Annotated in this window: 15 protein-coding genes and 1 pseudogene; 7 read left to right on the plus strand and 9 right to left on the minus strand. The window is 69.5% G+C overall.

From position 1 onward, the window contains the following. Positions 1–47: 47 nt before the first annotated feature. The 3 genes from LK409_RS12840 to proC all read right to left on the minus strand — a co-directional run bounded on the left by LK409_RS12840 (position 48) and on the right by proC (position 2,845). Positions 48–1,163, minus strand: coding sequence for a branched-chain amino acid ABC transporter substrate-binding protein (locus tag LK409_RS12840; protein WP_003811271.1), 1,116 nt, complete (start codon positions 1,161–1,163; stop codon positions 48–50). A gap of 270 nt (positions 1,164–1,433) precedes the next feature. Further along, the gene (locus LK409_RS12845; protein WP_010928811.1) at positions 1,434–2,015 is read right to left on the minus strand and encodes a queuosine precursor transporter; all 582 of its coding nucleotides are present in this window, start codon (positions 2,013–2,015) and stop codon (positions 1,434–1,436) included. Beyond that, positions 2,012–2,845, minus strand: a complete 834-nt coding sequence (gene proC, locus LK409_RS12850; protein WP_010928812.1) for a pyrroline-5-carboxylate reductase — start codon at positions 2,843–2,845, stop codon at positions 2,012–2,014. Before proC ends, LK409_RS12845 begins: the two co-directional genes overlap by 4 nt. Positions 2,846–3,055: 210 nt before the next feature. Here proC and ugpB point away from each other — a divergent pair, with 210 nt between their 5' ends. The 4 genes from ugpB (at position 3,056) to LK409_RS12870 (ending at position 7,435) form a co-directional block, all read left to right on the plus strand. Then, positions 3,056–4,369, plus strand: coding sequence for a sn-glycerol-3-phosphate ABC transporter substrate-binding protein UgpB (gene ugpB / locus LK409_RS12855; RefSeq protein WP_041937243.1), 1,314 nt, complete (start codon positions 3,056–3,058; stop codon positions 4,367–4,369). Positions 4,370–4,545: 176 nt separating this feature from the next. Further along, a complete protein-coding gene (gene ugpA / locus LK409_RS12860; RefSeq protein WP_003811262.1) occupies positions 4,546–5,427 on the plus strand; it encodes a sn-glycerol-3-phosphate ABC transporter permease UgpA in 882 nt (293 codons plus the stop codon). Positions 5,428–5,446: 19 nt separating this feature from the next. Continuing rightward, positions 5,447–6,298 carry a sn-glycerol-3-phosphate ABC transporter permease UgpE gene (gene ugpE / locus LK409_RS12865; RefSeq protein ID WP_003811259.1) on the plus strand — a complete coding sequence of 284 codons (852 nt, stop codon included), beginning with the start codon at positions 5,447–5,449 and terminating at the stop codon, positions 6,296–6,298. A gap of 48 nt (positions 6,299–6,346) precedes the next feature. Next, complete coding sequence (locus tag LK409_RS12870; RefSeq protein WP_010928814.1) at positions 6,347–7,435, plus strand: sn-glycerol-3-phosphate import ATP-binding protein UgpC; 1,089 nt, start codon at positions 6,347–6,349, stop codon at positions 7,433–7,435. Positions 7,436–7,522: 87 nt separating this feature from the next. Here LK409_RS12870 and LK409_RS12875 read toward each other — a convergent pair whose 3' ends face one another. Then, positions 7,523–8,650: a branched-chain amino acid ABC transporter substrate-binding protein gene (locus tag LK409_RS12875; RefSeq protein ID WP_003811246.1), complete on the minus strand. Its 1,128-nt coding sequence runs from the start codon at positions 8,648–8,650 to the stop codon at positions 7,523–7,525. 234 nt (positions 8,651–8,884) lie between these two features. On the opposite strand from LK409_RS12875, the gene LK409_RS12880 reads away from it, so the two are divergent. From LK409_RS12880 to LK409_RS12890, 3 genes are all read left to right on the plus strand, one after another. Next, the gene (locus LK409_RS12880) at positions 8,885–9,496 is read left to right on the plus strand and encodes an RBBP9/YdeN family alpha/beta hydrolase (RefSeq protein WP_003811244.1); all 612 of its coding nucleotides are present in this window, start codon (positions 8,885–8,887) and stop codon (positions 9,494–9,496) included. A 548-nt stretch (positions 9,497–10,044) separates the two neighbouring features. Next, positions 10,045–17,628 carry a type I polyketide synthase gene (locus LK409_RS12885; RefSeq protein WP_010928815.1) on the plus strand — a complete coding sequence of 2,528 codons (7,584 nt, stop codon included), beginning with the start codon at positions 10,045–10,047 and terminating at the stop codon, positions 17,626–17,628. Further along, positions 17,625–18,980, plus strand: a complete 1,356-nt coding sequence (locus tag LK409_RS12890) for an aminotransferase class I/II-fold pyridoxal phosphate-dependent enzyme (protein WP_370448368.1) — start codon at positions 17,625–17,627, stop codon at positions 18,978–18,980. The genes LK409_RS12885 and LK409_RS12890 overlap by 4 nt, the downstream gene beginning before the upstream one ends. Here LK409_RS12890 and LK409_RS12895 read toward each other — a convergent pair. From LK409_RS12895 to LK409_RS12915, 5 genes and pseudogenes are all read right to left on the minus strand, one after another. Continuing rightward, positions 18,898–19,737: pseudogene (locus LK409_RS12895) on the minus strand (LTA synthase family protein); the annotation flags it as partial. The gene LK409_RS12890 and the pseudogene LK409_RS12895 overlap by 83 nt on opposite strands. Positions 19,738–20,368: 631 nt before the next feature. Continuing rightward, positions 20,369–21,142: an SDR family NAD(P)-dependent oxidoreductase gene (locus LK409_RS12900; protein ID WP_003811236.1), complete on the minus strand. Its 774-nt coding sequence runs from the start codon at positions 21,140–21,142 to the stop codon at positions 20,369–20,371. After that, the gene (locus tag LK409_RS12905; protein WP_010928816.1) at positions 21,139–22,359 is read right to left on the minus strand and encodes a capsule biosynthesis protein; all 1,221 of its coding nucleotides are present in this window, start codon (positions 22,357–22,359) and stop codon (positions 21,139–21,141) included. The genes LK409_RS12900 and LK409_RS12905 overlap by 4 nt, the downstream gene beginning before the upstream one ends. Before the next feature lie 13 nt (positions 22,360–22,372). Beyond that, positions 22,373–24,250 (minus strand): capsular polysaccharide biosynthesis protein, encoded by a 1,878-nt coding sequence (locus LK409_RS12910; protein ID WP_010928817.1) that lies wholly within the window; start codon positions 24,248–24,250, stop codon positions 22,373–22,375. Between the two features lie 123 nt (positions 24,251–24,373). Continuing rightward, the gene (locus LK409_RS12915) at positions 24,374–25,399 is read right to left on the minus strand and encodes an SDR family oxidoreductase (RefSeq protein ID WP_010928818.1); all 1,026 of its coding nucleotides are present in this window, start codon (positions 25,397–25,399) and stop codon (positions 24,374–24,376) included. Positions 25,400–25,403: the final 4 nt, after the last annotated feature.

Raw genomic sequence — 25,403 nt, forward strand, 5'->3', positions numbered from 1 at the left:
CCTGGGCGTACGTTGAGGCGCCGGCGGATAGCCGGCCCGTCGCGTGTTTACAGCTGGGTCTTCTTGCCGTTCTTGTCCCACTTGAAGACGGCGAACTCGAAGTCCTTCAGGTCGCCCTTGGCGTCGTACTCGACCTTGCCGATGGCGGTGTTGAAGGTGTTCTTGTGCAGGTGGTCGGCCACCTTGGCGGGGTCTTCGCCCACCGCGTTGATGCTTTCGGCCAGCAGTTGCACCGCGGCATAGGCCGGCATCTGGAACGCGCCGTCGGGGTCGCGCTTGGCGTCCTGGAACGCCTTGACCACCCCTTCATTGCCAGGCAGCTTGGTGAAGTCCGACGGCAGCGTCACCAGCAGCCCGTCGATGGCCGGGCCGGCGATGGCCACCAGGTCCTGGTTGGCGGTGCCTTCCGGTCCCATGAACTGCACGTTCAGGCCCTGTTCGCGCGCCTGGCGCAGCAGCAGGCCCAGCTCGGGGTGGTAGCCGCCGAAGTAGACGAAGTCCACGCCGGCCGACTTCAGCTTGGTGATGATGGCCGAGTAGTCGCTGTCGCCGACGTTGATGCCCTCGAACAGCGCCACGTTGACCTTGTTGCGCTCCAGCGTGTCCTTGACCTGGGTCGCCACGCCCGAGCCGTAGGTCTGCTTGTCGTGCAGCACGGCCACCTTCTTGGGCTTGATCGTGTTGGCGATGTAGCGGGCGGCGAACGGGCCTTGCTGGTCGTCGCGGCCGATGGTGCGGAAGAAGAAATGCGGCTTGATGGTGTCGGTCACCAGCGGCGAGGTGGCGCCCGGGGTGATGGCGACGATGCCTTCCTGTTCGTAGACGTTGACCGCGGCCACCGTCACGCCCGAGCATGCATGCGCCACGGCGAACTTGGCGCCCGAGTTGACCACGCGGTTGGCCGCCGGCACGGCCTGCTTCGGTTCGCAGCCGTCGTCGATCAGGATGGGCTCCAGCTTCTTGCCCTTCACGCCGCCCTTGGCGTTGATGGTTTCGATCGCGGTGAGCGCGCCGGCCTGGATCTGGTCGCCGTATTGGGTATTGGGACCGGTCATGGGCTGGGGAATGCCGATCTTGATCGTGTCGGCGGCATGCACGGCGCCCGCAAAGGCGAGTGCGCCGAGTGCAACGGCAAGCGGGGTAAAGCGTTGCGAAAACTTCATGCGGAATTCTCCCGGCTAGAGGTTTTGAGCGGCTTTGCATCGGACTGCGCAACAGGGTGGGCTGCGCATCGCAACGGGCATTGCCGGCTTCTTGGGCAAAAAAGCAATGTGGCCGGTATTCTGCGAGCTAGGAAGAAGCGTGTCACTGCGTGTAATCCCCAATGTTTGGGACCCCGTCGAAATGCGTGACACATGACGCCGTGAATTGCCGCGCGAGCCTTATACGACGCGGCTTTCACGAAACTTACGCCGCGTCGTCCCAGACCCGGTTCAACGCCCCGTCGAGGCCTGAGCGGGCCGCGCCTCGGCCGGCCGCGCCAGGTTCCACATCAGCGCCCGGAACGGCGCCAGCATGCTGATATTGACGGCCAGCTTGATCGCCAGGTCGCCCAGCATCCAGGTGACCCAGGGCGTATCGGAGCCGGCGAACGCCGCGCTGAAGAACACCGCCGTGTCCGCCACCGCCCCGATCACGCCGGAGATCAGCGGGGCGCGCCACCAGCGCTGGTCGCGCAGCCGGTCGAACACCCGGATGTCGATCAACTGCGCGCACAGGTAGGCCAGGCCCGAAGCCAGCGCGATACGCGGCGAGGCCACCCAGACCGACACCGCCAGCGCCGCGGCGAAGCCGAACCAGGCCACCCGGCGCGCCGCGTCCGGCCCGTAGCGCCGGTTCAGCACGTCGGTGACCAGGAATGCCACCGGATAGGACAGGCCGCCCCAGGTCAGCCAGTCGTTCAGGGGCACCTGCACCAGGATATTGGACCCCACCACCACCAGGCCCATGCAAAACACCGCCAGCAGGAACGGGCCGCTGCGCAGCGGCTCGTAGCGGCGCGACGCCGAACTCATCGGCCGAACTCCTCGGCCAGCTCGCGCGACCGGCGCGCGGCGGCCTGCATGGCGCGCTCGACCAGGCCGGCGAAGTCGCCCTGGGCGTACACGTCCAGCGCGGTGGCGGTGGTGCCTCCCTTGGAGGTGACCCGCTCGCGCAGCACGGCCGGCGGTTCATCCGATTGCGCTGCCAGCCGCGTGGCGCCGGCCAGCGTGCCCAGCGCCAGCTGGCGCGCCTGCTCGTCGGTCAGCCCGACGGCGCGGCCGCCGGCGATCAGCGCCTCGATGAACAGGAACACATAGGCCGGGCCGCTGCCCGACAGCGCGGTCACGGCGTCCAGCCCGGCGTCGCCGTCGACCCAGACCACCTCGCCCACCGAAGTGAGCAGCTGGCCGGCCAGTTCGCGGTCCTGCGGGGTCACGCCCGGCAAGGCGGCCAGGCCGGTCATCCCCGCCCCCACCAGCGCCGGCGTATTGGGCATGCAGCGCACCAGGCGCTGCCATGGCTGGCCCGGTTCGCCCAGCCAGCCGGCCAGCGTATCGGCGTGGATGCCCGCCGCCACGCTGACGATCAGCGTGTCCGGGCGCAGCCACGGGCGCGTGCCGGCCACGGCCTCGCGCATATGCTGCGGCTTGACCGCATAGACCCACACCCGGCAGCCTGCCAGGGTGGCGTCCGGCGCCGCCGCGGCGCTCATGCCGCGGGCGCGCCAGCCGGCGTGCGAGTCCGCATTGATGTCGACGACATGGATATTGGCTGCCGGGCAGACCTTGCCGGCCAGGCCGCTGGCCAGGGCGGCGGCCATGTTGCCGCCGCCGATGAACGCGATGGAGAGATCGTTTTTCATAGTGCCGTGATTGTAAACCGCCGCCCCAGGATGCAGAATGGCCTCACCGGGCGATCGGCCCTGGAAGGCAGGCCGGGCGCGGCCCGGCGTTTGACAGCACCGGGCTGTGGTGTAAAAGTCACGCCTTTGTCACAAACAATTCATAAGGTGTCACACTTTCGCATTGCGCGAACCGCCGATGCGATGGTCTACAACCGGAGGAACCCCTTCATGAGATCCCAACGTCTAGCGCTCACTTTCGCCGCCGTCATGGCCGCGTTCGCCGGTGCCTCGGCGCACGCCGCCACTGAAATCCAGTTCTGGCACTCGATGGAAGGCGCGCTCGGCGATCGCGTCAACGGCCTGGTCGAGGAGTTCAACAAGCAGAACGCCGACTACCAGATCAAGGCGGTCTACAAGGGCAACTACGGCGAATCGATGAACGCCGGCATCGCGGCCTTTCGCGCCGGCAACGCGCCGGACATCCTGCAAGTGTTCGAAGTCGGCACCGCCACCATGATGTACGCCAAGGGCGCCATCAAGCCGGTGCAGCAGATGTCCGAGGAAGTGGGCGCCCCCATCGATCCCAAGCAATTCATCGGCGCGGTCGCGGGGTACTACTCGTCGCCCGAGGGCAAGCTGGTATCCATGCCCTTCAACAGCTCCACCGTGGTGTTCTACTACAACAAGGACGCCTTCAAGAAGGCCGGCCTGGACGCCGACAAGCCGCCCAAGACCTGGGAAGAGCTGGCCGCCGCCGGCCAGAAGCTGAAGGCAGCCGGCCAGGAATGCGGCTACACCACCTCCTGGCCGTCCTGGGTGCAGCTGGAGACCTTCTCAGCCTGGCACAACGTGCCCTATGCCACCAAGGACAACGGCTTCGCCGGCCTGGACGCCCGCCTGGCGGTCGACACGCCCCTGCACGTGCGCCATCTCGACAACCTCGCCAAGCTGGCCAAGGAAGGCATCTTCATGTACGGCGGGCGCGGCGACGAGCCCAACTCGCTGTTCATCAGCGGCAAGTGCGCCATGATCACCGGCTCGAGCGGCCTGCGCGCCAACATCGCCAAGAACGCCAAGTTCGAGTTCGGCACCTCGACCCTGCCCTACTACAGCGACGTGCAGGGCGCGCCGCAGAACACCATCATCGGCGGCGCCTCGCTGTGGGTCTTCGCCAACAAGAAACCCGAGACCTACAAGGGCGTGACCAAGTTCTTCAAGTTCCTGGCCAGCCCCGAGATCGCCGCCCGCTGGCACCAGCAGACCGGCTACGTGCCGGTGACCAAGGCCGCCTACGAACTGACGCAGAAGCAGGGCTTCTACGACAAGAATCCCGGCACCGACGTCGGCGTCAAGCAGCTGAACGTGGAAACCACCGCGCAGTCGCGCGGCCTGCGCCTGGGCTACCTGCCGCAGATCCGCGAGATCGAGGACGCCGAGATCGAGCGCATCGTCGCGGGCAAGGTGCCGGCCAAGGACGGCCTGCAGAGCATCGTCAAGCGCGGCAACGAGCTGCTGGAGAAGTTCGAGAAAAGTGTAAAGTAGCGGGCTTTTCGCCCGGCGCCAGGCGGCCTGGCGCATGATGCGTCATGCGCCGCCGCAAACGGGCCCTGACTTCGCGGCATGAGCGGGTTCGGAGCCTCGTGCGTTTGGCCTGTGCCTGTAGCGGCCGGCCGGCATTACCGGCCGGCCGCCTGTATTCTCACCTGGACTTCCGCTCCATGGAAAAACGCGTCGTATTCGGCCACAAGACACTGCCCTACCTGCTGCTGGCGCCGCAGATCATCATCACCATCGTCTTCTTCTTCCTGCCGGCGGGCCAGGCCATGTGGCAATCCCTGCGCCTGGAAGATGCCTTCGGACTGTCGTCGGAGTTCGTCGGGCTGGCCAACTTCGCCGACCTGTTCTCGCAGCAAAGCTATCTGGACTCCTTCCGCGTCACCGCCGTGTTCTCGGCGCTGGTGGCCTTCGTCGGGCTGGCGGTCTCGCTGCTGCTGGCCGTGATGGCCGACCGCGTGCTGCGCGGCGCCGGCCTGTACAAGACCCTGCTCATCTGGCCCTACGCCGTAGCGCCGGCGGTAGTGGGCGTGCTGTGGCTGTTCCTGTTCTCGCCTTCGGTCGGCATCCTGGCCGTGGCGCTCAACGGCATGGGCGTGAACTGGAACCCCCGCCTCGATGGCGACCAGGCCCTCATCCTGGTGCTGATCGCCGCGGTGTGGAAGCAGATCTCGTACAATTTCCTGTTCTTCCTGGCCGGGCTGCAATCGATCCCGCGCTCGCTGATCGAAGCGGCCGCCATCGACGGCGCCTCGCCCGCGCGCCGCTTCTGGACCATCGTGTTTCCCCTGCTCTCGCCCACCACCTTCTTCCTGCTGGTGGTCAATATCATCTACGCGTTCTTCGATACGTTCGCGGTCATCGACACGACCACGCAAGGCGGCCCCGGCACGGCCACTTCCATCCTGGTCTACAAGGTCTACAGCGACGGCTTCCGCGGGCTGGACCTGGGCTCCTCGGCGGCGCAGTCCGTCGTGCTGATGGCCATCGTGGTGGCGCTCACCGTGCTGCAGTTCCGCTACATCGACCGCAAGGTCCAGTATTGAAAGCAGAAGGTCAACAACCATGGTAGAACGTCGTCCCTGGCTGGACATCCTGGCCCACTTCATCCTGCTGTGCGGGGTGGCGCTGGTGGCCTTCCCGATATACGTCACCTTCGTGGCTTCCACGCAGACGGCGCAGGAAGTCGCCTCGGCGCCCATGTCGCTGATTCCCGGCAAGCATTTCGTCGACAACTACATGCAGGCGCTGTTCGCCGGTTCGGGCGGCGGCTCGTACGGCGCGCCGGTGGGCCGCATGATGTATGTAAGCCTGATCATGGCGCTGGCGATCTCGCTGGGCAAGATCGCCATCTCGCTGCTGTCGGCGTTCGCGGTGGTGTATTTCCGCTTCCCCGGCCGCATGTTCTTCTTCTGGATGATCTTCGTCACGCTGATGCTGCCCGTGGAGGTGCGCATCGCGCCCACCTACAAGGTGGTGGCCGACCTGGGCCTGCTCAACAGCTACGCCGGCCTGACGCTGCCGCTGATCGCCTCGGCCACGGCCACCTTCCTGTTCCGCCAGTTCTTCCTGACCGTGCCCGACGAACTGGTCGAGGCCGCGCGCATCGACGGCGCCGGCCCGATGCGGTTCTTCCGCGACGTGCTGCTGCCGCTGTCGCGCACCAGCATCGCGGCCCTGTTCGTGATCCAGTTCATCTATGGCTGGAACCAGTACCTGTGGCCGCTGCTGATCACCACCCAGGAAGACATGTATCCCGTGGTCATCGGCATCAAGCGCATGATCAGCGGGGGCGACAGCGTCACCGAATGGAATATCACCATGGCCACCGCGATCTTGGCCATGATCCCGCCCGCGCTGGTGGTCATCCTGATGCAGAAATGGTTCGTCAAGGGTCTGGTCGACACCGAGAAGTAAGCCGCCGCCCGCCTTCCGCCCCAGAATCACGCAGACGATTACATCCGTATGGCTACTCTCAGCTTTCGCAACGTCAAGAAAACCTATGCCGGCAACGTGCCGGTGATCCACGGCAGCGACATGGACGTCGCCGATGGCGAGTTCATCGTCATCGTCGGCCCGTCGGGCTGCGGCAAATCCACCCTGATGCGCATGGTGGCCGGCCTGGAAACCGTCACCGAGGGCGAGATCCTCATCGACGACAAGGTCGTCAACACGCTGGAGCCGGCCGAGCGCGATATCGCCATGGTGTTCCAGAACTATGCGCTCTACCCGCACATGAGCGTGTTCGACAACATGGCCTACGGCCTGAAGATCCGCAGGCTGCCCAAGGACGAGATCCGCAAGCGCGTCGAGGCCGCCGCGCAGATCCTCGAGCTGGGCAAGCTGCTGGACCGGCGCCCGCGCGCCCTGTCCGGCGGCCAGCGCCAGCGCGTGGCCATGGGCCGCGCCATCGTGCGCGAACCCAAGGTATTCCTGTTCGACGAGCCGCTGTCCAACCTGGACGCCAAGCTGCGCGTGGCGATGCGGCTGGAAATCCTCAAGCTGCATCGCCGCCTGAACACCACCAGCCTGTACGTCACGCACGACCAGGTCGAGGCCATGACGCTGGCGCACCGCATGGTGGTGATGTACCAGGGCGTGCCCGAGCAGATCGGCACACCGATGGAGGTGTTCGAGAAGCCGGCCTCGACCTTCGTGGCGGGCTTCATCGGCTCGCCGCCCATGAATCTGCTGGAAGTCGCCGTGGGCGGCGACGGCATCGTGCATACCAGCGATGGCATCGCGCTCGACATTTCGCCGCTGGCCGTGCCGCAACAGGTGCGCGGCCGCAAGGTCGTCATGGGCCTGCGTCCCGAGCACATGCTGCTCAACGCGCAGGGCCTGGCCGCCGAAATCGAAATGATCGAGACACTGGGCTCCGAGCAACTCGTCCATGGCCGCTGCGGCAAGCACATGGTGGTGGTGCGCTGCAGCACCCGCCAGTTTTCCGAGACGCCCGCCCGGGTCGGCGACACGCTGACCATCGGCCCCGACGGCCGCCACCCCCTGCACTGGTTCGAGGCCGATACCGGCCGCCGCGTCGAAGGGCTCTGACGTATTCGGTGCCTGTCCCCGCGGGGACAGGCACCCTTGCCGCAGCGGGGACAGGCGCCCGTGCGCGGCGAGCCGCGCGCATGCGCCTTACTTGTACGACGTCTTGCTGCCGTCCTTGTGCCAGGTGAACACCTCGAACTCGAACGCGTTCAAGTCGCCCTGCTTGTTCCACGAGGTCTTGCCGATCGGCGTCTGGAAACTGTTGGCGTGCAGGTACTGGGCCACCTTGGTGGGATCCTCGCTGCCGGCGCCCTTGATGCCGTCGGCGATCACCTGCGTGGCCGCGTAGGCGGTCAGCTGGAACGCGCCGCTGGCGTCGCGCTTCTTGTCCTTGAACGCCTTGACGATCTCGGCGTTGGCCGGGTTGAGCGTGAAGTCGGCCGGCAAGGTCAGCAGCATGCCTTCGACGGCGGGACCGGCGATGGCGTTGATGTCCGGGTTGCCCACGCCTTCCGGCCCCATGAACTTGGCATCCAGGCCCTGCTCGGCGCCCTGGCGCAGCAGCAGGCCCATCTCGGGGTGATAGCCGCCGTAGTACACGAAGTCGACCTTGGCGGCCTTCAGCTTGGTGATCACCGCCGAATAATCGCTGTCGCCGGCGTTGATGCCTTCGAAGATGACGACCTTGGTGCCGTTCTTCTCCAGCGTGTCCTTGACGGCGGTGGCGATGCCCTGGCCGTACGACTGCTTGTCGTGGATCACGGCCACCGTCTTGGGCTTGATCTTCTCCAGGATGAACTTGGCCGCCGCCGGGCCCTGCTGGTCGTCGCGGCCGATGGTACGGAAGATGAACTCGTAGTTCTTGCCGTCGGTGACCGCCGGCGAGGTGGCCGAAGGCGTCACCATGACCACGCCTTCATTGTTGTAGATCTCGGTGGCGGCGATGGTCGCGCCCGAGCATACGTGGCCCACCACGAAGCCGATCTTGTCGTTGACCACGCGGTTGGCGGCCACCGGGCCCTGCTTCGGTTCGCAGCCGTCATCGATGACCACGGCCTCCAGCTTCTTGCCGTTGACGCCGCCGGTGGCGTTGATACGCTCGATCGCCGTATCCACGCCCTCGCGCACCATGTCCCCATACTGGGTGACCTGGCCGGTGGTGGGGCCGACCACGGCGATCTTGATCGTCTGCGCGTGGGCGCCGGCCGACATGGCGATACCTGCCGCCATGCCCAGCGCCGCGATCACCGGCGTGAAACGAAATGCCTTGTTCATATGCCTGCTCCTTGGCTTTTAATCATTGATATCGACCGGCCTGGCGCGTGGACCGGCAATGCCCGCCCGCGCCCGGCCTATAGCAGGGCAAGCATACACTGAAAGGCCCTGTTTCCGGGCATGTTGCGGCGCGTCCCGGAAGCCTCGCGCAGCCGTTCGTTATACCCGCGCGCGTATATGCAATGGAGCATTTCTTCGTTTGCGTTCATAAGCGGCGACGGCATCATCACGCCCATGAGACTCCAACCCATCATCGTCCCCGGATGGCAAGGTTCCGGCCCCGGACACTGGCAGACGCACTGGAGCCGCACGCTGCCGCATGCCGTGCGGCTGCAGCAACGCGACTGGCACCAGCCGCAGCGCGCCGAATGGGTCGCGGCCCTGGCCGCCGCCGTCGACGCCGCGCCTACGCCGGTGCTGCTGGTCGCCCATAGCCTGGGCTGCCTGGTCAGCGCGGCGCTGCCGATCGCGCTGCGCGCCAAGGTGGCGGGCGCCCTGCTGGTGGCGCCGGCCGATGTCGAGCGGCCCGGCGCGCCCGCCGCCATCGCCGCCTTCGGCCCGGTGCCGCGGCAATCGCTGCCGTACCAAAGCGTGGTGATCGCCAGCGACGACGATCCCTACTGCCGGCTGGAGCGCGCGCGCCAGTTCGCCCAGGACTGGGGCAGTCGGCTGGTGGTGCTGCAGGGCGCCGGCCATATCAACGCCGACAGCCAATTGGGCGCATGGCCGCAGGGCTTGAAACAACTGGCCGCGCTGCGCCGGCGCGCCTGCTGGCGCATCAGCCCGCCAGCCGAGAAAATCCCGCCAGTGCCCGCCGGCATCATGGCGCCGCCGCGCTACGGCTAGCGCACGCGCGCGGCCTGCCGATATTAACGGACGCCTGGCGTCCGTTAATATTTTTGCGCACGGAAAAAATAGCCTGGCAAGCAGAATCGATAATCCGGGAATTAATAAATCCGGCGATCCGCGACGCGGCGCCGCAAACACGGCCGCGCTACAGCATTATTTCCGCGGCGGGCAACGTGTAAGCGCAAGGATAACCATGTAAGCAGCTGTACCGCACTGCAACCTCATATGCGCCGCGTGACTACGGCACACGCTCCAGGCTAATCAGGCGACGCAACATTGGCATTGAGAATGTCGGGGCTTGAAATATTTGTCGACAGGCCGCCCTCTAGAATCCTCCGCAGCTCTCCGCTTCCGGGCGGGATGGCGCGCCGTTTCAACGGCATCGGCGCCAGGCCCTGCCCGATAACGGCTGCCTGATCGGCCATAACCCGCCGCGCGGCCTGGATTTATCGTTGTGCAGTGCGCAATTCCTACGCTCTGCCGCACCGCGGCGGAGCGCGCCCATTAATGGCCCGCTGTCAGACAGCATGCTAGAAGGATGTTCAATGGCAAAGCGTATTGCCGTCATCGGATTGTCGTTCCGATTCCCCCGCACCAATACCGCCGATTACTGGCGCGACCTGCTCCAGGGCAAGGATCTGGTCTCCCAGGTCGACGAATCGCGCTGGTCCAGCGATGCCTATTTCCACCCGCAGCGCGATCATCCGGGCACCGCATATACCCGCAGCGCGGGCTCGCTCGGCGACATTTCCGGCTTCGATGCGGATTTCTTCGGTATCTCGCCACGCGAAGCAGCCTTGATGGATCCACAGCAGCGCCTGCTGCTGGAACTGTGCTGGGAAGGCTTCGAAAATGCCGGCCTGCGGCCGTCCCGGGTACGCGGCAGCGATTGCGGCGTATATATCGGCATCGCCAGCGCGGATTATGCCTACCGGCTGGCCGACGATCTGGAGGTGGTCGATGCCTCCATCGCCACCGGCAATACCAGCAGCATCGCCGCCAACCGGCTGTCCTACGTGTTCGACCTGCGCGGCCCCAGCATGGCCGTCGACACCGCGTGCTCGTCGTCGCTGCTGGCCTTTCACCAGGCATGCCGCGCCATCGCCGCCGGCGACGCCACCATGGCTGTGGCCGGCGGCGTCAGCCTGCACCTGCACCCGTACGGGTTCGTGACCTTCTCCAAGGCTTCCATGCTGTCGCCGCGCGGCCGTTGCCGCGTGTTCGACGCCAGCGCCGATGGCTATGTGCGCGCCGAAGGCGGCGGCCTGTTCATCCTCAAAGACTATGACGCCGCCCTGGCCGACGGCGACCCCATCCTGGCCGTGGTGGCGGGCACCGCCGTCAACACCGACGGCAGGAAGTCCGGCCTGACCGTGCCCAGCGCCGACGCGCAGGCCAGGCTGCTGAGCCAGGCCTATGCGCAGGCCGGCATCGACCCGCGCCAGATCGATTACCTGGAAGCGCACGGCACCGGCACGCCGGTGGGCGACCCCATCGAAACCCGCGCCATCGGCATGGCGCTGGGCCGGCAGCGGGCGGCCCACGCGCCTTTGCCCATCGGTTCGGTCAAGAGCAACCAGGGCCACCTGGAAGCGGCCTCCGGGGTCGCCGGCCTGGTCAAGGCGCTGTACTGCCTGCGCCACCGGAAAGTGCCCGCCACCATCGGCGTGGACGAGATCAACCCCAACATCGATTGCGCCGCCTGGAACATCGACATCGTGCGCCAGCGGCGCGCCCTGCCCGAACGCGGCACGCTGACCGTGGGCGTGAACTCGTTCGGCTTCGGCGGCGCCAATGCCCACGTCATCCTGCAGACGCCGCCGGACGAGCCGCATGCGCCGCTTGCCACACTGGCCACCACCTCGGCCATCCCGCTGGTCATCAGCGGCAAGCAGCCCGCCGCGCTCAAGGCGGCCGCGCGCGACATGGCGCGGCACCTGCGCAGCCAGCCGTCGCGCGCCCTCTACGATATCGCCTACCAGGCCGCGCTGCGCCGCGACTGGCACGAAGAGCGGGCCGTCGTGTATGGCGCCACTTCCGAAGCCATCGCCCAGGCGCTGACCGCCTTGGCCGACGAAAGCGGGCCGCGCCGGCTGGTCGCCAGCGGCCGCGCCGTGCCCGCCGCCCAGGGACCGGTGTTCGTCTACTCGGGCAATGGCTCGCAGTGGGCCGGCATGGGCGAGCGCCTGATGCACAACCCGGTGTTCGCCGAAGCGGTGCACGAGATCGACGCCTACTTCCATCCGCTGGCCGGCTACCTGCTGGGCGATGCGCTGCGCGCCGCCCCGGGCGATTGCCGCTACGACAGCACCGAATATGCGCAACCCGCGCTGTTCGCCATGCAGGTGGGCATGACCCGCATGCTGAACCAACGCGGCATCGTCGCGCGCGCGGTCGCCGGCCACAGCGTCGGCGAAGTCGCGGCCGCCTGGGCCAGCGGCGCGCTGACGCTGGCCGACGCCGTGCAAGTGATCTTCCATCGCAGCCGCCTGCAAGGGTTGACGCGCGGGCGCGGCGCCATGACCGCGGTGGGCGTGGACGGCGGCGCCGCGTTGGCGCTGATCGCCGAACTGGGCCTGTCGCGCGTGCTGAGCGTGGCCGGCCACAACAGCAGCCGCGGCGCCACCATCGCCGGCAACCCCGATGCGCTGGCGGTGCTGGAAAATGCCCTGCGCGAGCGGCGCGCCTTCCAGCGCCGGCTCGACCTGGACTATGCCTTCCACAGCCCCGCCATGGACGGCATCAGCGGCGCGCTGCACGAAGCGCTGGCCGGCCTGACGCCCGGCGAGGCGGAAATCCCGTTCTATTCCACCGTCGCCGGCGCATGCATGGCCGGCGCCGCGCTGGACGCCAACTACTGGTGGCGCAACGTGCGCCAGCCAGTGCGTTTCGACCAGGCCATGGCCGCGCTCATCGAACAGGGCGAGAACATCTTCGTCGAGATCGGACCGCACCCGGTGGTGCGCGGCTACATCAACGATGCGCTCAAGCAGGCCAACGTCGAAGGCCGCGTCATCGTCACCGCGACGCGCGGCGAAGACGACCCGCAGCGCGTGCACGACGCCGCCGGCCAGGTGGTGGCCAGCGGCGCCGCGCCCCAGTGGCAAACGCTGTTCCCGTGGCCGGGCCGGCATGTCGGGCTGCCGGCCTACGCCTGGCAGCGCGAACGCCATTGGCATCCGCTCACGCCGTCCGGCATCGGACTGCTGGAGCGCCGCCGCGTGCATCCCCTGCTGGGCTACCCGCTGCGCCAGCATGAATCGACCTGGGAAAACCAGCTCGATTGCAGCACCCATCCGGCGCTGGCCGATCACGTCGTGGGCCAGGCCGTGGTGTTCCCGGGCGCCGGATTCGCCGAGATGGCGCTGGCGGCAGCGCAGGCCCGGCACGAGGATGGGGAGTACGTCGAACTCGAAGACCTGGAAATCCACGCGCCGCTGCTGCTGGCCGCAGGCGCTGCCAAGGTGACGCGCTGCGCCGTCGACCCCCAGGACGGCCGCTGGCACGTGCGCGCGCGCGACCAGGGCAGCGACGGCGCCTGGACCACGCATGCCACCGCGCGCATCCTCAGCGAGCCCGGCGCCGCCTTGCTGGGCGAGCGTGCGCCCGCCTTGCCCGAACGCCCCGCCGATTTCGACGCCGCCAGCCATCTGGCGCTGACCGAAAGCGTGGGCCTGAGCTATGGCCCGGCGTTTCGCGCCGTGGAGCGCGGCTGGCTGCAGGACGACGGCGACATCGTCGCGCAGCTGCGCATGCCCGAGCCCATCGCCACGGAACTGGCCGCGCACCATCTGCACCCGGCGGTTTTCGACAGCGTGCTGCAGCTCATCATCCACTGGTTCCGCGACGACGCGCAACGCGACAGCGGGCTGACCTACGTGCCGGCCCGCATCGGCCGCCTGGCATGGCGGCGCGCCGCCGGCCCGGTGCATTCGGCGCGCGTGCGGTTGCTGCGCCGCAACCCGCATTCCCTGATGGCCGAATTCGCGCTGTTCGACGCCCGCGGCAAGCAGATCGCCCACGCGCGCGAAGCGCAGTTCCGCAGCATCCGCCTGCGCAAGGGCGCCGGCGAGGCGCTCGATTTCCTGCATTACGTCGGCGTGCCGCGGCCGCACCCACACACCGACGCGCCGCCGCCGCTGCAGGTGGCCGACGGCGAACGCGCGATCCTGCAGGCCATCGATGCCGACTCCCTCAAACGCTATGCGTACGAGGTCGATCCGCTGCTCGACAGCCTGTGCCGGCAGTTCACCTGCGAAGCCCTGCACGCGCTGGCCGACGACGACGGCTTGCTGTCCGCGGCGACCGTGACGCGTTGCCGCGACGCCGCCGATGGCGGCGCCCCGCTGCTCGAGCAATTGCTGCGCCAGGCCCAGGAGGACGGACAGCTCGACGCCACGCCGTCCGGCTGGCGGCTGCGCGCCGCCGACCCGCAGGAGCCGCGCGCCACCGATATCTGGAACGCGCTGGTGCGCGAGTACCCCGAGCACTTCCGCGTCGCCCAGGCGGTGGGCCGGGTGGGCCTCAGCCTGCCTGCGCTGCTGCGCGGCGAACGCACCCTGGACGAAGTCCATCCGCCTGCGCTTACGCCGGGCTCGCTGACCGCGCAACTGTTGCCTGCGGGACAACAGCGCCGCCTCGGCCAGCACATCGCCGGCTGGCTGGCGACGGCCGTGGCGCAGTTGCGCGGCGACGCGCGCCTGCGGGTGCTCGAATGCGGCGCCGACGGCCCCGCCTTCGGCCTGGACTACTACCAGGCCCTCGACGACGACCGCATCGACTGCGTCTACCGCAGCTCGCGCAGCGCGGCCATCGACGAGGCCGAACGGCTGCGCGAGCGCTGCCCCGATCTGAGCGTGCAGGCCATCGACCATACCGAACCGCCGGCAGGTCGCTTCGACCTGGCCATCCTGCATGCCAACTGGCCGACGCTGGACGAGGCGCGCCAGGCCCTGGGCCACGTACGCCACTGCCTGGCGCCCGGCGGCGTGCTGTTGTTGCTGGCCAACCAGCCCACCGCGTGGCTGGACTTCATCTTCGGCGCGCGTGGCCAGTGGTGGAGCGACTCGGTCGCGGGCGACGCCACGCCCGCGCTGCAGCCGGCCGCCTTCTGGCGCCGCGAACTGCAGGCCCTGGGCTGCGCCTGCGAGCCGGCGGCCGACTTCCTGCCGGACACCCGCAGCGGCCCCTACCTGCTGGCGGCCACCGTGGCCACGGTGGCCGACGGCGACAGCGGCGATACGGTAGACGCGCCGCCCGCACGCCGCTGGCTGCTGCTGGCCGACGCGGCCGACGCCGCCGTGGCCAGGCCGTTGGCGGCCCAACTGCGCGCCGCTGGCCAGCAAGTGATCACGGCCGGCGATGCCCCCGAGGACGACGCCGGTCTGGCCCTCTGGCTGCAGGAGGCCGCCAAGAGCGGTCCGGTCGATGGCGTGATCCACGCCGCGGGACTGGCCGCCACCGCCCACATCGACGCCGCCGCCATGCTGCGCCACCAGGTGCGCCGCTGTGCCCTGGCCGCCGCCACGCTGCAGGCCGGGCCGCCGCTTGCCGACGCGCCGCTGTGGCTGCTGACGCGCGGCGCCGCCCAGCACCTGGCCGGCGACGACGCCGTCGCCCCCGCCGCCGACAGCGCGCTGTGGGGCTACGGCCGCACGCTGATGAACGAGTCGAACGCTGTGCGCATGCTGGATCTGCCGCGCAACATGGCCGACTTGCCCCTGGATGCGCTGACGCGCGAACTGCTGTGGCCCGACACCGAGCAGGAGCTCGTCCTGGCCGCCGGCGGCAGCCGCCACGCGCCGCGCCTGCGCCTGGCGCAGCCGCCCGCGCCGCGCGCCGACTGCCCGGCCGAAGCGCCGCAGGACGCCGCGGCGGTGCAGCTGGGCTTCGAGCTGCCCGGGCAGCTGCGCGCCCTGGCCTGGCGCCACGCGCCGCTGCCGGCGCCGGCCGGGGGCCAGCTGGAAGTGGCCGTGGCCGCCACCGGCCTGAACTTCCGCGACGTGATGTACGCACTGGGCATGCTGTCCGACGTAGCGATCGAAAACGGCTTTGCCGGCCCCACGCTGGGCCTGGAGTTCGCCGGCACGGTCACGCGCGCGGGCGCCCAGGTCCAGGGCTACGCGGCGGGCGACGCGGTGGTCGGGTTCGGACCGGCCAGCTTCGGCGACCGCGTGCTGACCACGCCCGCCGCCGTGGCCCGCGTGCCGGCCGGCATGTCGCTGGAGGCGGCCGCCACGATACCGAGCACGTTCTTCACCGCCTACTACGCGCTGCATCATCTGGCGCAGCTCGAACCTGGCGAGAAAGTGCTGATCCACGGCGCCGCGGGCGGCGTGGGCATCGCGGCGATCCAGTATGCGCAATGGCGCGGCGCCGAAATCCACGCCAGCGCCGGCACGCCCGACAAACGCGACTTCCTGCGCCTGCTCGGCGTGCAGCATGTCTACGATTCGCGCACCCTGTCCTACGCCGACGAGGTGCTGGCCAACACCGGCGGCGCCGGCGTCGACGTGGTGCTCAACTCGCTGGCCAGCGAAGCGATCCATCGCAACCTGGTGGTGCTCAAGCCCTTTGGCCGCTTCCTGGAACTGGGCAAGCGCGACTTCTACGAGAACACGCGCATCGGCCTGCGGCCGTTCCGCAACAACATCAGCTACTTCGGCATAGACGCCGACCAGCTGATGGCGCGCCGTCCCGCCCTGACCCAGCGGCTGTTCGCCGACATGATGGCGCTGTTCGAGGCCGGCGCGCTGCATCCGCTGCCGTACACGGTGTTTCATGCCGACCAGGTGGTCGATGCCTTCCGCCACATGCAGCAGGCCCGCCAGATCGGCAAGATCGTGGTCGCCGGCATGGACGAGGTCCGCCCCGCGCCTGCCACGGCGGCGCGGCCGGACGCCGCGCTCGCCCTCGATCCGCGCGCCAGCTACCTGGTGACCGGCGGGCTGGGCGGGTTCGGCCTGCGCACGGCGCAGTGGCTGGCCGACAAGGGTGCGCGCCATCTGGTGCTGGCAAGCCGGCGTGGCGCCACCGAACCCGATACGCTGGCGGCGCTGGCCGCCCTGCGCCGCCAGGGCGTGGCCGTGCACGCCGTCGCCTGCGACGTCACCGACCGCGCCGCCCTGGCGGCGCTGCTGGCCGGCATTGCGGCCGAGACGCCGCTGCGCGGCATCGTGCACGCAGCCATGGTGATCGACGACGCCCTGGTGCGCAATACCGACGCGGCGCGCATCGAACGCGTGCTGGCGCCGAAACTGCTGGGCGCGCAACACCTGGACGCGCTGACGGCCGGGCTGGCGCTGGACTTCTTCGTCTGCTTCTCCTCGGCCACGACGCTGTTCGGCAATCCCGGCCAGAGCAACTATGTCGCCGCCAACGCCTGGCTCGAAGCATTCTGCCGCGCCCGGCGCGAGCGCGGCCTGCCGGCCACCTGCGTAGCCTGGGGCGCGCTCGACGATGTGGGCTATCTGGCCCGCAACGTCAAGGTCAAGGACGCGCTGGCCGGACGCATGGGCGGCCAGGCCTTGCGCTCGGACGTGGCCCTGCAGGCGCTGGAGGACATCCTGTTGGCCGATCGCAGCGACCTGGGCGTGCTGGAGCTGGACTGGAACGCGCTGGCGCGCTTCCTGCCCAGCGCGGCCAGTCCCAAGTTCGGCGATGTGGCGCGCCGCCGCGCCCAGGCCGGCGGCCCCGACCTGAACGACGAGGACATCCGCCACCTGGCCGCCACGCTGGACGACGCCGCGCTGCAGGCCCGCCTGGTCGAGATCCTGAAAGCGGAAGTGGGCGAAATCCTGCGCGTGCCGATGGACCGCCTCGACGCGAGCCGTTCCGTGTACGACATGGGCCTGGACTCGCTGATGGGGGTCGAACTGATGGTGGCGCTGGAGAACCGTTGCGGGCTGAAATTGCCGGTGATGGCGTTGAGCGAAAGTCCCACCATCGAACAGCTGGCCGAACGCCTGGTCGCGCTGCTGCGCGGCGAATCCGACATGCCGGCCGACGCGACTGCCGCGCAGGTGCGGCAAGTGGCGGCGCAACACGCGGCCGACGTGCCGGCAGACTCCCTGGCGGAGTTCGCCGCCGATCTCGACGCCACGGCGCCTCGCCAGAAAATGATCCATTGAATCCCATGACGCACAGCAAGACCCTGCCCGGCCTGGCGGCCGGCATCAAACAGAAGCTGATCCAGCAAGCGCTGCAGCGCAAGCTGCGCAACGCGGCGCCGGCCACGGCCTCGCCGTTGGCGGCCGGTGCGCGCGTCGCCGTGGGCGACGCCCATTGCCGCTTCGACCAGCATCCGGCCTACCAGCAGTTGCGCATCATCAATGACGGCGCCGCGCAGCTGGGCATCGACAGTCCGTTCTTCAAGCTGCACGAAGGCAGCGCCGGCGCGGCCACCCGCATCGACGGCCAGCCCTACCTGAACTTCGCCAGCTACAACTACCTCGGCCTGTCCGGCGACGCGCGCGTCAACGACGCCGCCAAGCAGGCCATCGACCGCTACGGCACGTCGGTCTCGGCCAGCCGCGTGGTATCGGGCGAGCGGCCCGTGCATCGCGAGCTGGAGCGCGAACTGGCGCGGCTTTACGAAGTCGATGACGCGGTCGTTTTCGTCAGCGGCCACGCCACCAACGTATCGACCATCGGCCATCTGTTCGGCGCCAACGACCTGGTGCTGCACGACGAATACATCCACAACAGCGTGCTGCAAGGCATCCAGCTGGCCGGCGCGCGGCGCCTGTCCTTTCCCCATAACGATTGGGCCGCGCTGGACGCCTTGCTGAACGAACAGCGCGGCCATTTCGAACGGGTGCTCATCGTGCTCGAAGGCATCTACAGCATGGACGGCGACTATCCGGACCTGCCCCGCTTCATCGAGGTCAAGCGCCGCCATCGCGCCTTCCTCATGGTGGACGAGGCGCATTCGCTGGGCGTGATGGGCGCACGCGGACGCGGCATCCGCGAGCACTTCGACCTGGCCGGCAACGACGTGGATATCTGGATGGGCACGCTGAGCAAGACGCTGGCCGGCTGCGGCGGCTACATCGCTGGCGAACACGCCCTGGTCGAGCACCTGAAGTTCCTCGCGCCCGGCTTTCTGTACAGCGTGGGCATGCCGCCGGCGGTCGCCGCGGCGGCCCTGGCGGCCCTGGCGGCCCTGGCGCGCATGCGCGAAATGCCCGAACGGGTCGCCACCCTGCAGGCGCGCGGCCGCGACTTCCTGCGGCAGGCGCGCGCGCGCGGCATCGACACCGGCAGCAGCAGCGGCCTGGCCGTCATACCCGCCATCGTCGGCAACTCCAAATCGACCGCGCCTAGCCGGGCGGGGCCAACCCCATGTGCCGCAGGAACACCTGCGCCAGCTCGTCGACGCGGCGCAGGCCGGGTGCGGCGCCGCCCTGGCCGCCGGCCTGCCAGATCAGGTAATCGGTACGGCCGTCCGGCTCGCCCAGGCGCCGGTACACCTCGGCCATGATGGGCACATGGTCGCCATACACGCACAGGCCTGCCGGGCGCGACAGGCCGCGCATGGCCGCCGCCAGGCCGGTGAACATGGCGTCGGCATTGCGCAGATGCCGCGCATACGCCACCAGGTCGGCGCAGCCAGGCGCAAGCGGCCCGTCCAGCACCGCCGCGGCGTCGGCCGCGTCGACGCTTTCCCAATGCAGCGGACCATGGTTCTCCATGGTGATGACATGCACGTACAACGGCTGGCTGCCCTGCCCGGCCAGCCGCTCGGCCACGTAGCGCGCCAGCGCCGCGTCGGCCACATAGGGCCCGGCGCGCGGCGCGTCGGCGAAGGCGTCCAGGTGCACGAACTCGTCGAAGCCCAGCCAGGGCATGACCCGGTCACGGCCGTAGAAGCTGGCGTGGAAGGGATGCACGCACACCGTGCGGTAGCCGCGCTGGCGCAGATGGCTGGCCAGGCTGGGCTGCGGCTGGCGCAGGCGCCGGTACGGGTTGTAGCGGTGCACGCCCAGCGCCGACGCGGCCAGCCCGGTCAGGAAGGCGAATTCGGTGCGCACCGTATTGGCGCCCCAGGCCGCCACCTCGAGCTGGCCGTGCTCCAGGGCCTCGGCGCGCAGCGCATCCAGGCCGGCCAGCACCTCGGGCTTGAGCGTCCCGAACACGCGCCGCGCGTCGAAGAATGACTCGCTCTGCACGCTGACCAGGTGCGGCAGCGGGCCGGCGCCTGCCGCCGCGGGCGCCGCGCCGAACGGACCGGATCGCATGGCGGGCGTCCAAGGCTGGCGCTCGGCCCTTCCGTACAGCCACAGGGTGGCCACCAGACCCAGGCGCCGCAAGTCCTGATCCGCCTCGTAGGTCAGCCCGGCGTCGCGGTGGCCGGCCAGCACAGCCAGCGCCGCGCCGGCAGCCGCCAGCGCCAGCGTGGCGCCCCAGAACGGGGCCGGCGCAGCATGGGCGGCCCAGGCCGCCGTGCGCGCCCCGGTAGCCGAGGGCTCCAGCGCCAGTCCGGCCCACAACGCCAGGCCGTACCCGCACGCCAGCAGCAGCGCCGCCGGCCATCCCAGGAACGGCAGGTACAGGCGCGGATGGCGCAGCGCATCGGTGAAGTATTCGAAATCGCTGTAGACGAACGGCTCGCGCAGCACGCGCGCCTTGGCGGCGCTGACCAGCACCAGCACCGCCTCGATGGCCAATACGTTGATCGCGCCGAAGTACGGCCGGCGAAACAGGGCCAGCTCGAGCGCGAACAGCAGGGTCCAGACGCCGGCATGCAGCAGCAGCGTCCAGGCCGGCCGCCGCCATGGCGGCTGCACCGGCGGACGCAGCAATGCCTCCAGCGCCCACGACAGCACCAGTCCGCCGGCCCAGGCGGGCGCCAATGCCAGCCAGAACGTCTCAGCCACCGTAGCCCAGCCAGCGCAGCAGGCGGCTGGAGACCGCCGGGTGCGCGAGCCCCAGGAACCAGCAGCCCAGGTTGAGCGGAAACGGAAAGCTGATGCGCGCGCGGTTGGCCGCCAGCCCGCGCCGTATCGCGCGGGCCGCTTTCCCGGGCGGCCACAGGAATGGCTTGGGCCCTGGCATGGCCGCGCACATCGGCGAGGCCACGTAGCCCGGCATGATGACATTCACCCGCACGCCCTGCGGCGCCAGCCAGTCGCGCAACGCCTCGCCATACGCCTTGACCGCGGCCTTGCTGGCGCTGTAGCTGGGCGTGTCGGGCAGGCCGCGCCAGGCGGCCAGCGAGCTCATCAGCGCGATCTGCCCCTGGCCGCGCGCGCGCATGGCCGGCAGCAGGCCATGCACCGTCGCCTGGGCCGCGCGCAGATTGGTGTCCATCACCATGCACACGTCTTCCCAGCGCTCGCCGGCGCGATCGGGCCCGATGTCGATATTGACGCCCGCGTTGATGATGGCCAGGTCGGGCGGGTGCGTAGCGTTCACCTCCTCCAGCCACGCCAGCAGGCGCTCGGTGGCGCGGATGTCGAAAGCCGCCACGCTGAGGGTGGCGCCGCGCTCGCGGCACAGCCCGGCCAGCTCGTCGAGCCGCCCCAGGCGCCGGCCTTGCAGGATCAGCCGCACGCCGGGCGCGGCGTACTCCAGCGCCAGCGCCCGGCCGATCTCGCCGCTGGCGCCGGTCAGCAGCACGCATGCCGGCCAGTTCGATCTCATAGCAATTCCTCCAGGGCCGAGCGCGGCGCCGTCAGGCGTCCCACCGCATTGGCCACCGCCAGGTCGATGCCCGGCGCGCAATAAAAGCCGCCGTTGACCTGGGTGGCATGGATCACCACGGCCTGGAACGCGGCGAACAGGGCCGCCTGTGGCGGCGTGGGGTCGCGCCAGAAATCGTCCAGCGTGTGCTGGCAGGTAAGTCCCGGCATGGCGTAGATGGGCTGGCTCAGCGCCAGCGTGGCGCAGCCGGCCGCCAGCGCCGCGCTGCCCACGGTGCTGTTGACCGTCACCACGCCGGCGGCGTGCGCCAGCAAGCCGGGCAGATGCCCGGTCTCCAGGTAGCGCACGCGCCGCTGCAGGCCGTGGCGCCGGGCGGTTTCCGCGGTAACCCGGCGCTGGTCGACGAAGCCCGGATCGAGCGGGTGGTTCTTGACCACCAGCAGGCAGTCCGGCGGCGCGTGGCGCGCGAACGAGGCCATCACCGCATCCTGGACCTCGCGCATATCGCCGTAGGGAGAGTGGTCGCGGATCTGCGCGTCGCTGTCCAGCTGCAGCGGCAGCAGGAAGAAGCGCGCGCGCCGCGCCGCCAGGTCGGCCATGGCGCGGGCGTCCTCGGCGCGCCGGGCGCGCAAGCGCAGGGCCCGCCGCACATAGGCGGCGTACTCGCGCGCCGCGCCATGCGGCGCGTGCGTGCGATAGCGCGGAAACAGCAGCGGGTTCCAGGCGTTGCATGCGTGGTAGGCCACGTCGTGCCAGGCGCGCAGCCAGAACGGCGACCTGAACGCGCGCGGGCTGGCCTGCGGCACGCGCGCGGCGCTGGCGCGATACCACGCCGGATCGCGCGGCAGCGACGAATGCGCGTTCACGCCGCCGCGCTCCAGCGTCACCCAGTGCGGCCGGAAATAACCCTCTTCGAACACATGCACGCGCACGCCGCGCGCGCGGGCCAGCGCGACCGCCGGCCGATGCACCGGCCGGCGGTCGCCGAACAGCACGATGTCGCTGACGGCGTGGCGCTCCAGCAATTCGGCGTAGAAATCGCCGCAGGCCTGCGCCGCGCCGCGATAAGCGTACGCCTGGCCGCCGCGCCAGTACGCCGCGTCGCCCACCGTGTAGTTGACGCGGCGCACCGCATGGCCGCGTTCGCGCAGCGCCCGCCCCAGGCGATCGAAGAACGGCGAACAGACGCCCTGCAGGAACAGGAACGAGGCGCTCATGCCATGCTCCGGCTCATCGGGCCAGCCACAATGTCTGCAGCTTGCGCACCTGGCGGCGCGCATAGCCGGCGCGCAGCCCTTGCAGGCGGCCTTCGCGCTGCAGGCGTTCGCGCGTCTCGAAAATATGCGTCAGCACCGCCTCGCACGTGGTGTATCCGCGCAGTTCCCAATCCCAGTACAGCGGATAGCGCAGCAGCGTGCCGGCGACCAGCTCGTCCAGGCTCAGCCGGCGGGTGCGCCGGTCGCGCGGCCAATCGGCGGCGCGGTCCTCGGTCAGGCCCCAGCCGGCATAGAACGGCTTGCCGTACGTCACCACGCGCTTGTCGCGCAGCAAGGCGTCGAAGCCCGTCAGCGAGGTCATGGTGTGCACCACGTCGCACGCCTGGATGCAGCTGACCACCGACAGCGCGGACTCGACATGATCGGCATGGCGGCGCGCCTCGCGCAGCGCCACGCGGCCGCGGCGGTTGCGGCTGACCACGTCCGGATGCGGCTTGTAGACGATGTAGGCGTCGGGATGCGCGGCGCGCGCGGCCGCCAGCAGGTCCAGGTTGGTGCGGACTTCGTCGCAGCCCAGCCGCACCGACGCATCGTCCTCGACCTGGCCGGGCACCAGCACGATCTCGCGCCCGCGCGCCGGCCAGTCGGCCGGCTGGGGCTGCGCCACGTTGTACTTGGTGATGCCGTGGGCGACCACCAGCGCGCGGATGCGCGCCGCGCTGGCCAGCTCTCCCAGGCTGAACCCGCCCCGGTTCAATTCATGCTCCAGATCGCTGGGCTGGCGGGGGTCGAAGTAGATGCCCCGCCCGTCCAGCGCCAGGCTCAGCGGCCGGATCAGGTCCGACCCCAGGCCGACCGACCGCAGGAAGCCATCCTCCACGGCCAGCACCGCGCAACCGCTCTGTTCGGCCAGCTCGGCCACGCCGGCGGGCGCCCGGGCGCCCCAATGCACCAGGGCGTCGCCCGCGGCCGGCCGCAGGTCCCGCGCGCGGGCGGCGTCGGCGGCGAACACCGCCTGGCCGGGCTTTAACGCCAGCATGGGCGCCAGCGCGGCCGCCTTCCAGCGGCGCATGCCCACGCCGATCACGCGCGACGGCAGGCGTTGCGCCATGTCGCGCTGGCGCGTCAGCCAGTCGATCACGTCGAAGATCGTGCCGCGGCGATGCAGCACCGGATCCAGGTAGCGGGTGTAGTGGAAATACGCGCCGGCGAACAGCTCCTCGACGCTGCGCGCGCGGCCGCGCCGCTCGCAGCGCTGGCGATCGTCGGTCACGCCCCAGCCGGCATACCAGGGCATGCCGAAGCAGATCACGGGCTTGTCCAGCATCAAGGCTTCGAACCCCATCTGCGAACTGACCACATAGACCCGGTCCATCTGTTCCAGCAAGGCCAGGGGATTCATGTCGTGGCGCAGCGCCAACGTATCGGCGTCGTCGGTAACCCGCGACAGATAGCCCGACTTGTCGCCGGCCGCCACCTCGGGATGCGTCTTGACGCAGATCAGCGCGCCAGGGTTCTCCGCCCGCGCCGCCGCCAGCATGGCCTCGAAGGTGGCCGCCTCGGCGCAACCCAGGGTCACGCTCATGTCGCCTTCGGTCTGGTCCACCACCAGCACCCGGCGCCGGCCGTCGGCCGGCACGCCGGTGGCCAGGAAGCCGCCATGGTTGTACTTCGACAGGCGGCGTTCGCGCACCAGCTCCATGGCTTCGGGCACGGCGTCCTCGATGCCGTCGAGCAGCGTGCGCGACGACGCCAGCAGGCACTCCAGCTCGGATTCGCGCGTCGCGTCGTAGTAGATGCCCAGGCGATCGACCACCAGCGACAGAGGCGGAAAATGGCGCCCGGTGCCGAACGAGCGCAGGAAACCGTCTTCCAGCGCAATGTAGGGCACGCCCAGCGAACGGGCGCGGCGCCGCGCCGCCCGGCGGCCAGAAGCGCCGGTAGCGGGTGACCGGCGCGCCCAGCAGCTCCGTCAGGTACGGAATACGCGCGATGCCTGACGAATGAAGCTCGATCATCGCAGGAACTGCTTGTACCAGGGCATGGCGGCTTCCAGCCCGCGCAGGATGTCGTAGGCCGGCTCGTAGCCCAGCAGCTTGCCGGCCTTGCCGATGTCGGCCTGCGAGTGGCGCACGTCGCCGGCGCGGAATTCCGCGTACACCGGCGCCTTCTCGTACGACACGCCCTGCCCGGCCAGCGCGCGCCGCAGGTGCTCGAACAGCTCGGTCAGCGTCGTGCGCGCGTTGTACGCCACGTTGTAGACCTGGTTCGCGCCTTCCGGTGCGGCCATCGCCGCCAGCAGGTTGGCCTGCACCGCGTTCTCCACGAAGCAGAAGTCGCGGCTGGTCTGGCCGTCGCCGTTGATCACGACGTCCTCGCCCTTGATCATCGCCGCCGTCCACTTCGGAATCACCGCCGCGTACGCGCCGTCCGGGTCCTGGCGCTTGCCGAACACGTTGAAGTAGCGCAGCCCCACGCTGGAAAACCCGTACGAGCGCGCGAACACGTCGGCGTACAGCTCGTTGACGTACTTGGTCACCGCGTACGGCGAGAGCGGATTGCCGATGCGCTCCTCGACCTTGGGCAGGTCGGGATGGTCGCCGTAGGTCGAGCTCGAGGCCGCATAGACGAACGCCTGGACCTGCGCGTCGCGCGCGGCCACCAGCATGTTCAGGAAACCGCCGATGTTGACCTCGTTGGTCGTGATCGGGTCTTTCAGCGAACGCGGCACCGAACCCAGCGCGGCCTGGTGCAGCACCCGGTCCACGCCCTGCACGGCGCGCTGGCAGGCCGCCAGGTCGCGGATGTCGCCTTCGATGAAGGTGAAGCGCGCCCATTGCTCGGGCGTCACCGCCGCGCGCACCTCGTCCAGGTTGTGCTGGTGCCCCGTGGCGAAGTTGTCCAGCCCCACCACCGCCTGGTCCAGCCCGAGCAGCGTCTCGAGCAGGTTCGAGCCGATGAAGCCGGCGCAGCCGGTCACCAGCCATTTCTGGGGTTGGGCCCGCAACTGCGCGCACGTGGTCTCAAAGCGATTCGTCATGGAG

The organism is Bordetella parapertussis (assembly GCF_020735925.1).
Taxonomy (GTDB): Bacteria; Pseudomonadota; Gammaproteobacteria; order Burkholderiales; family Burkholderiaceae_B; genus Bordetella; species Bordetella pertussis.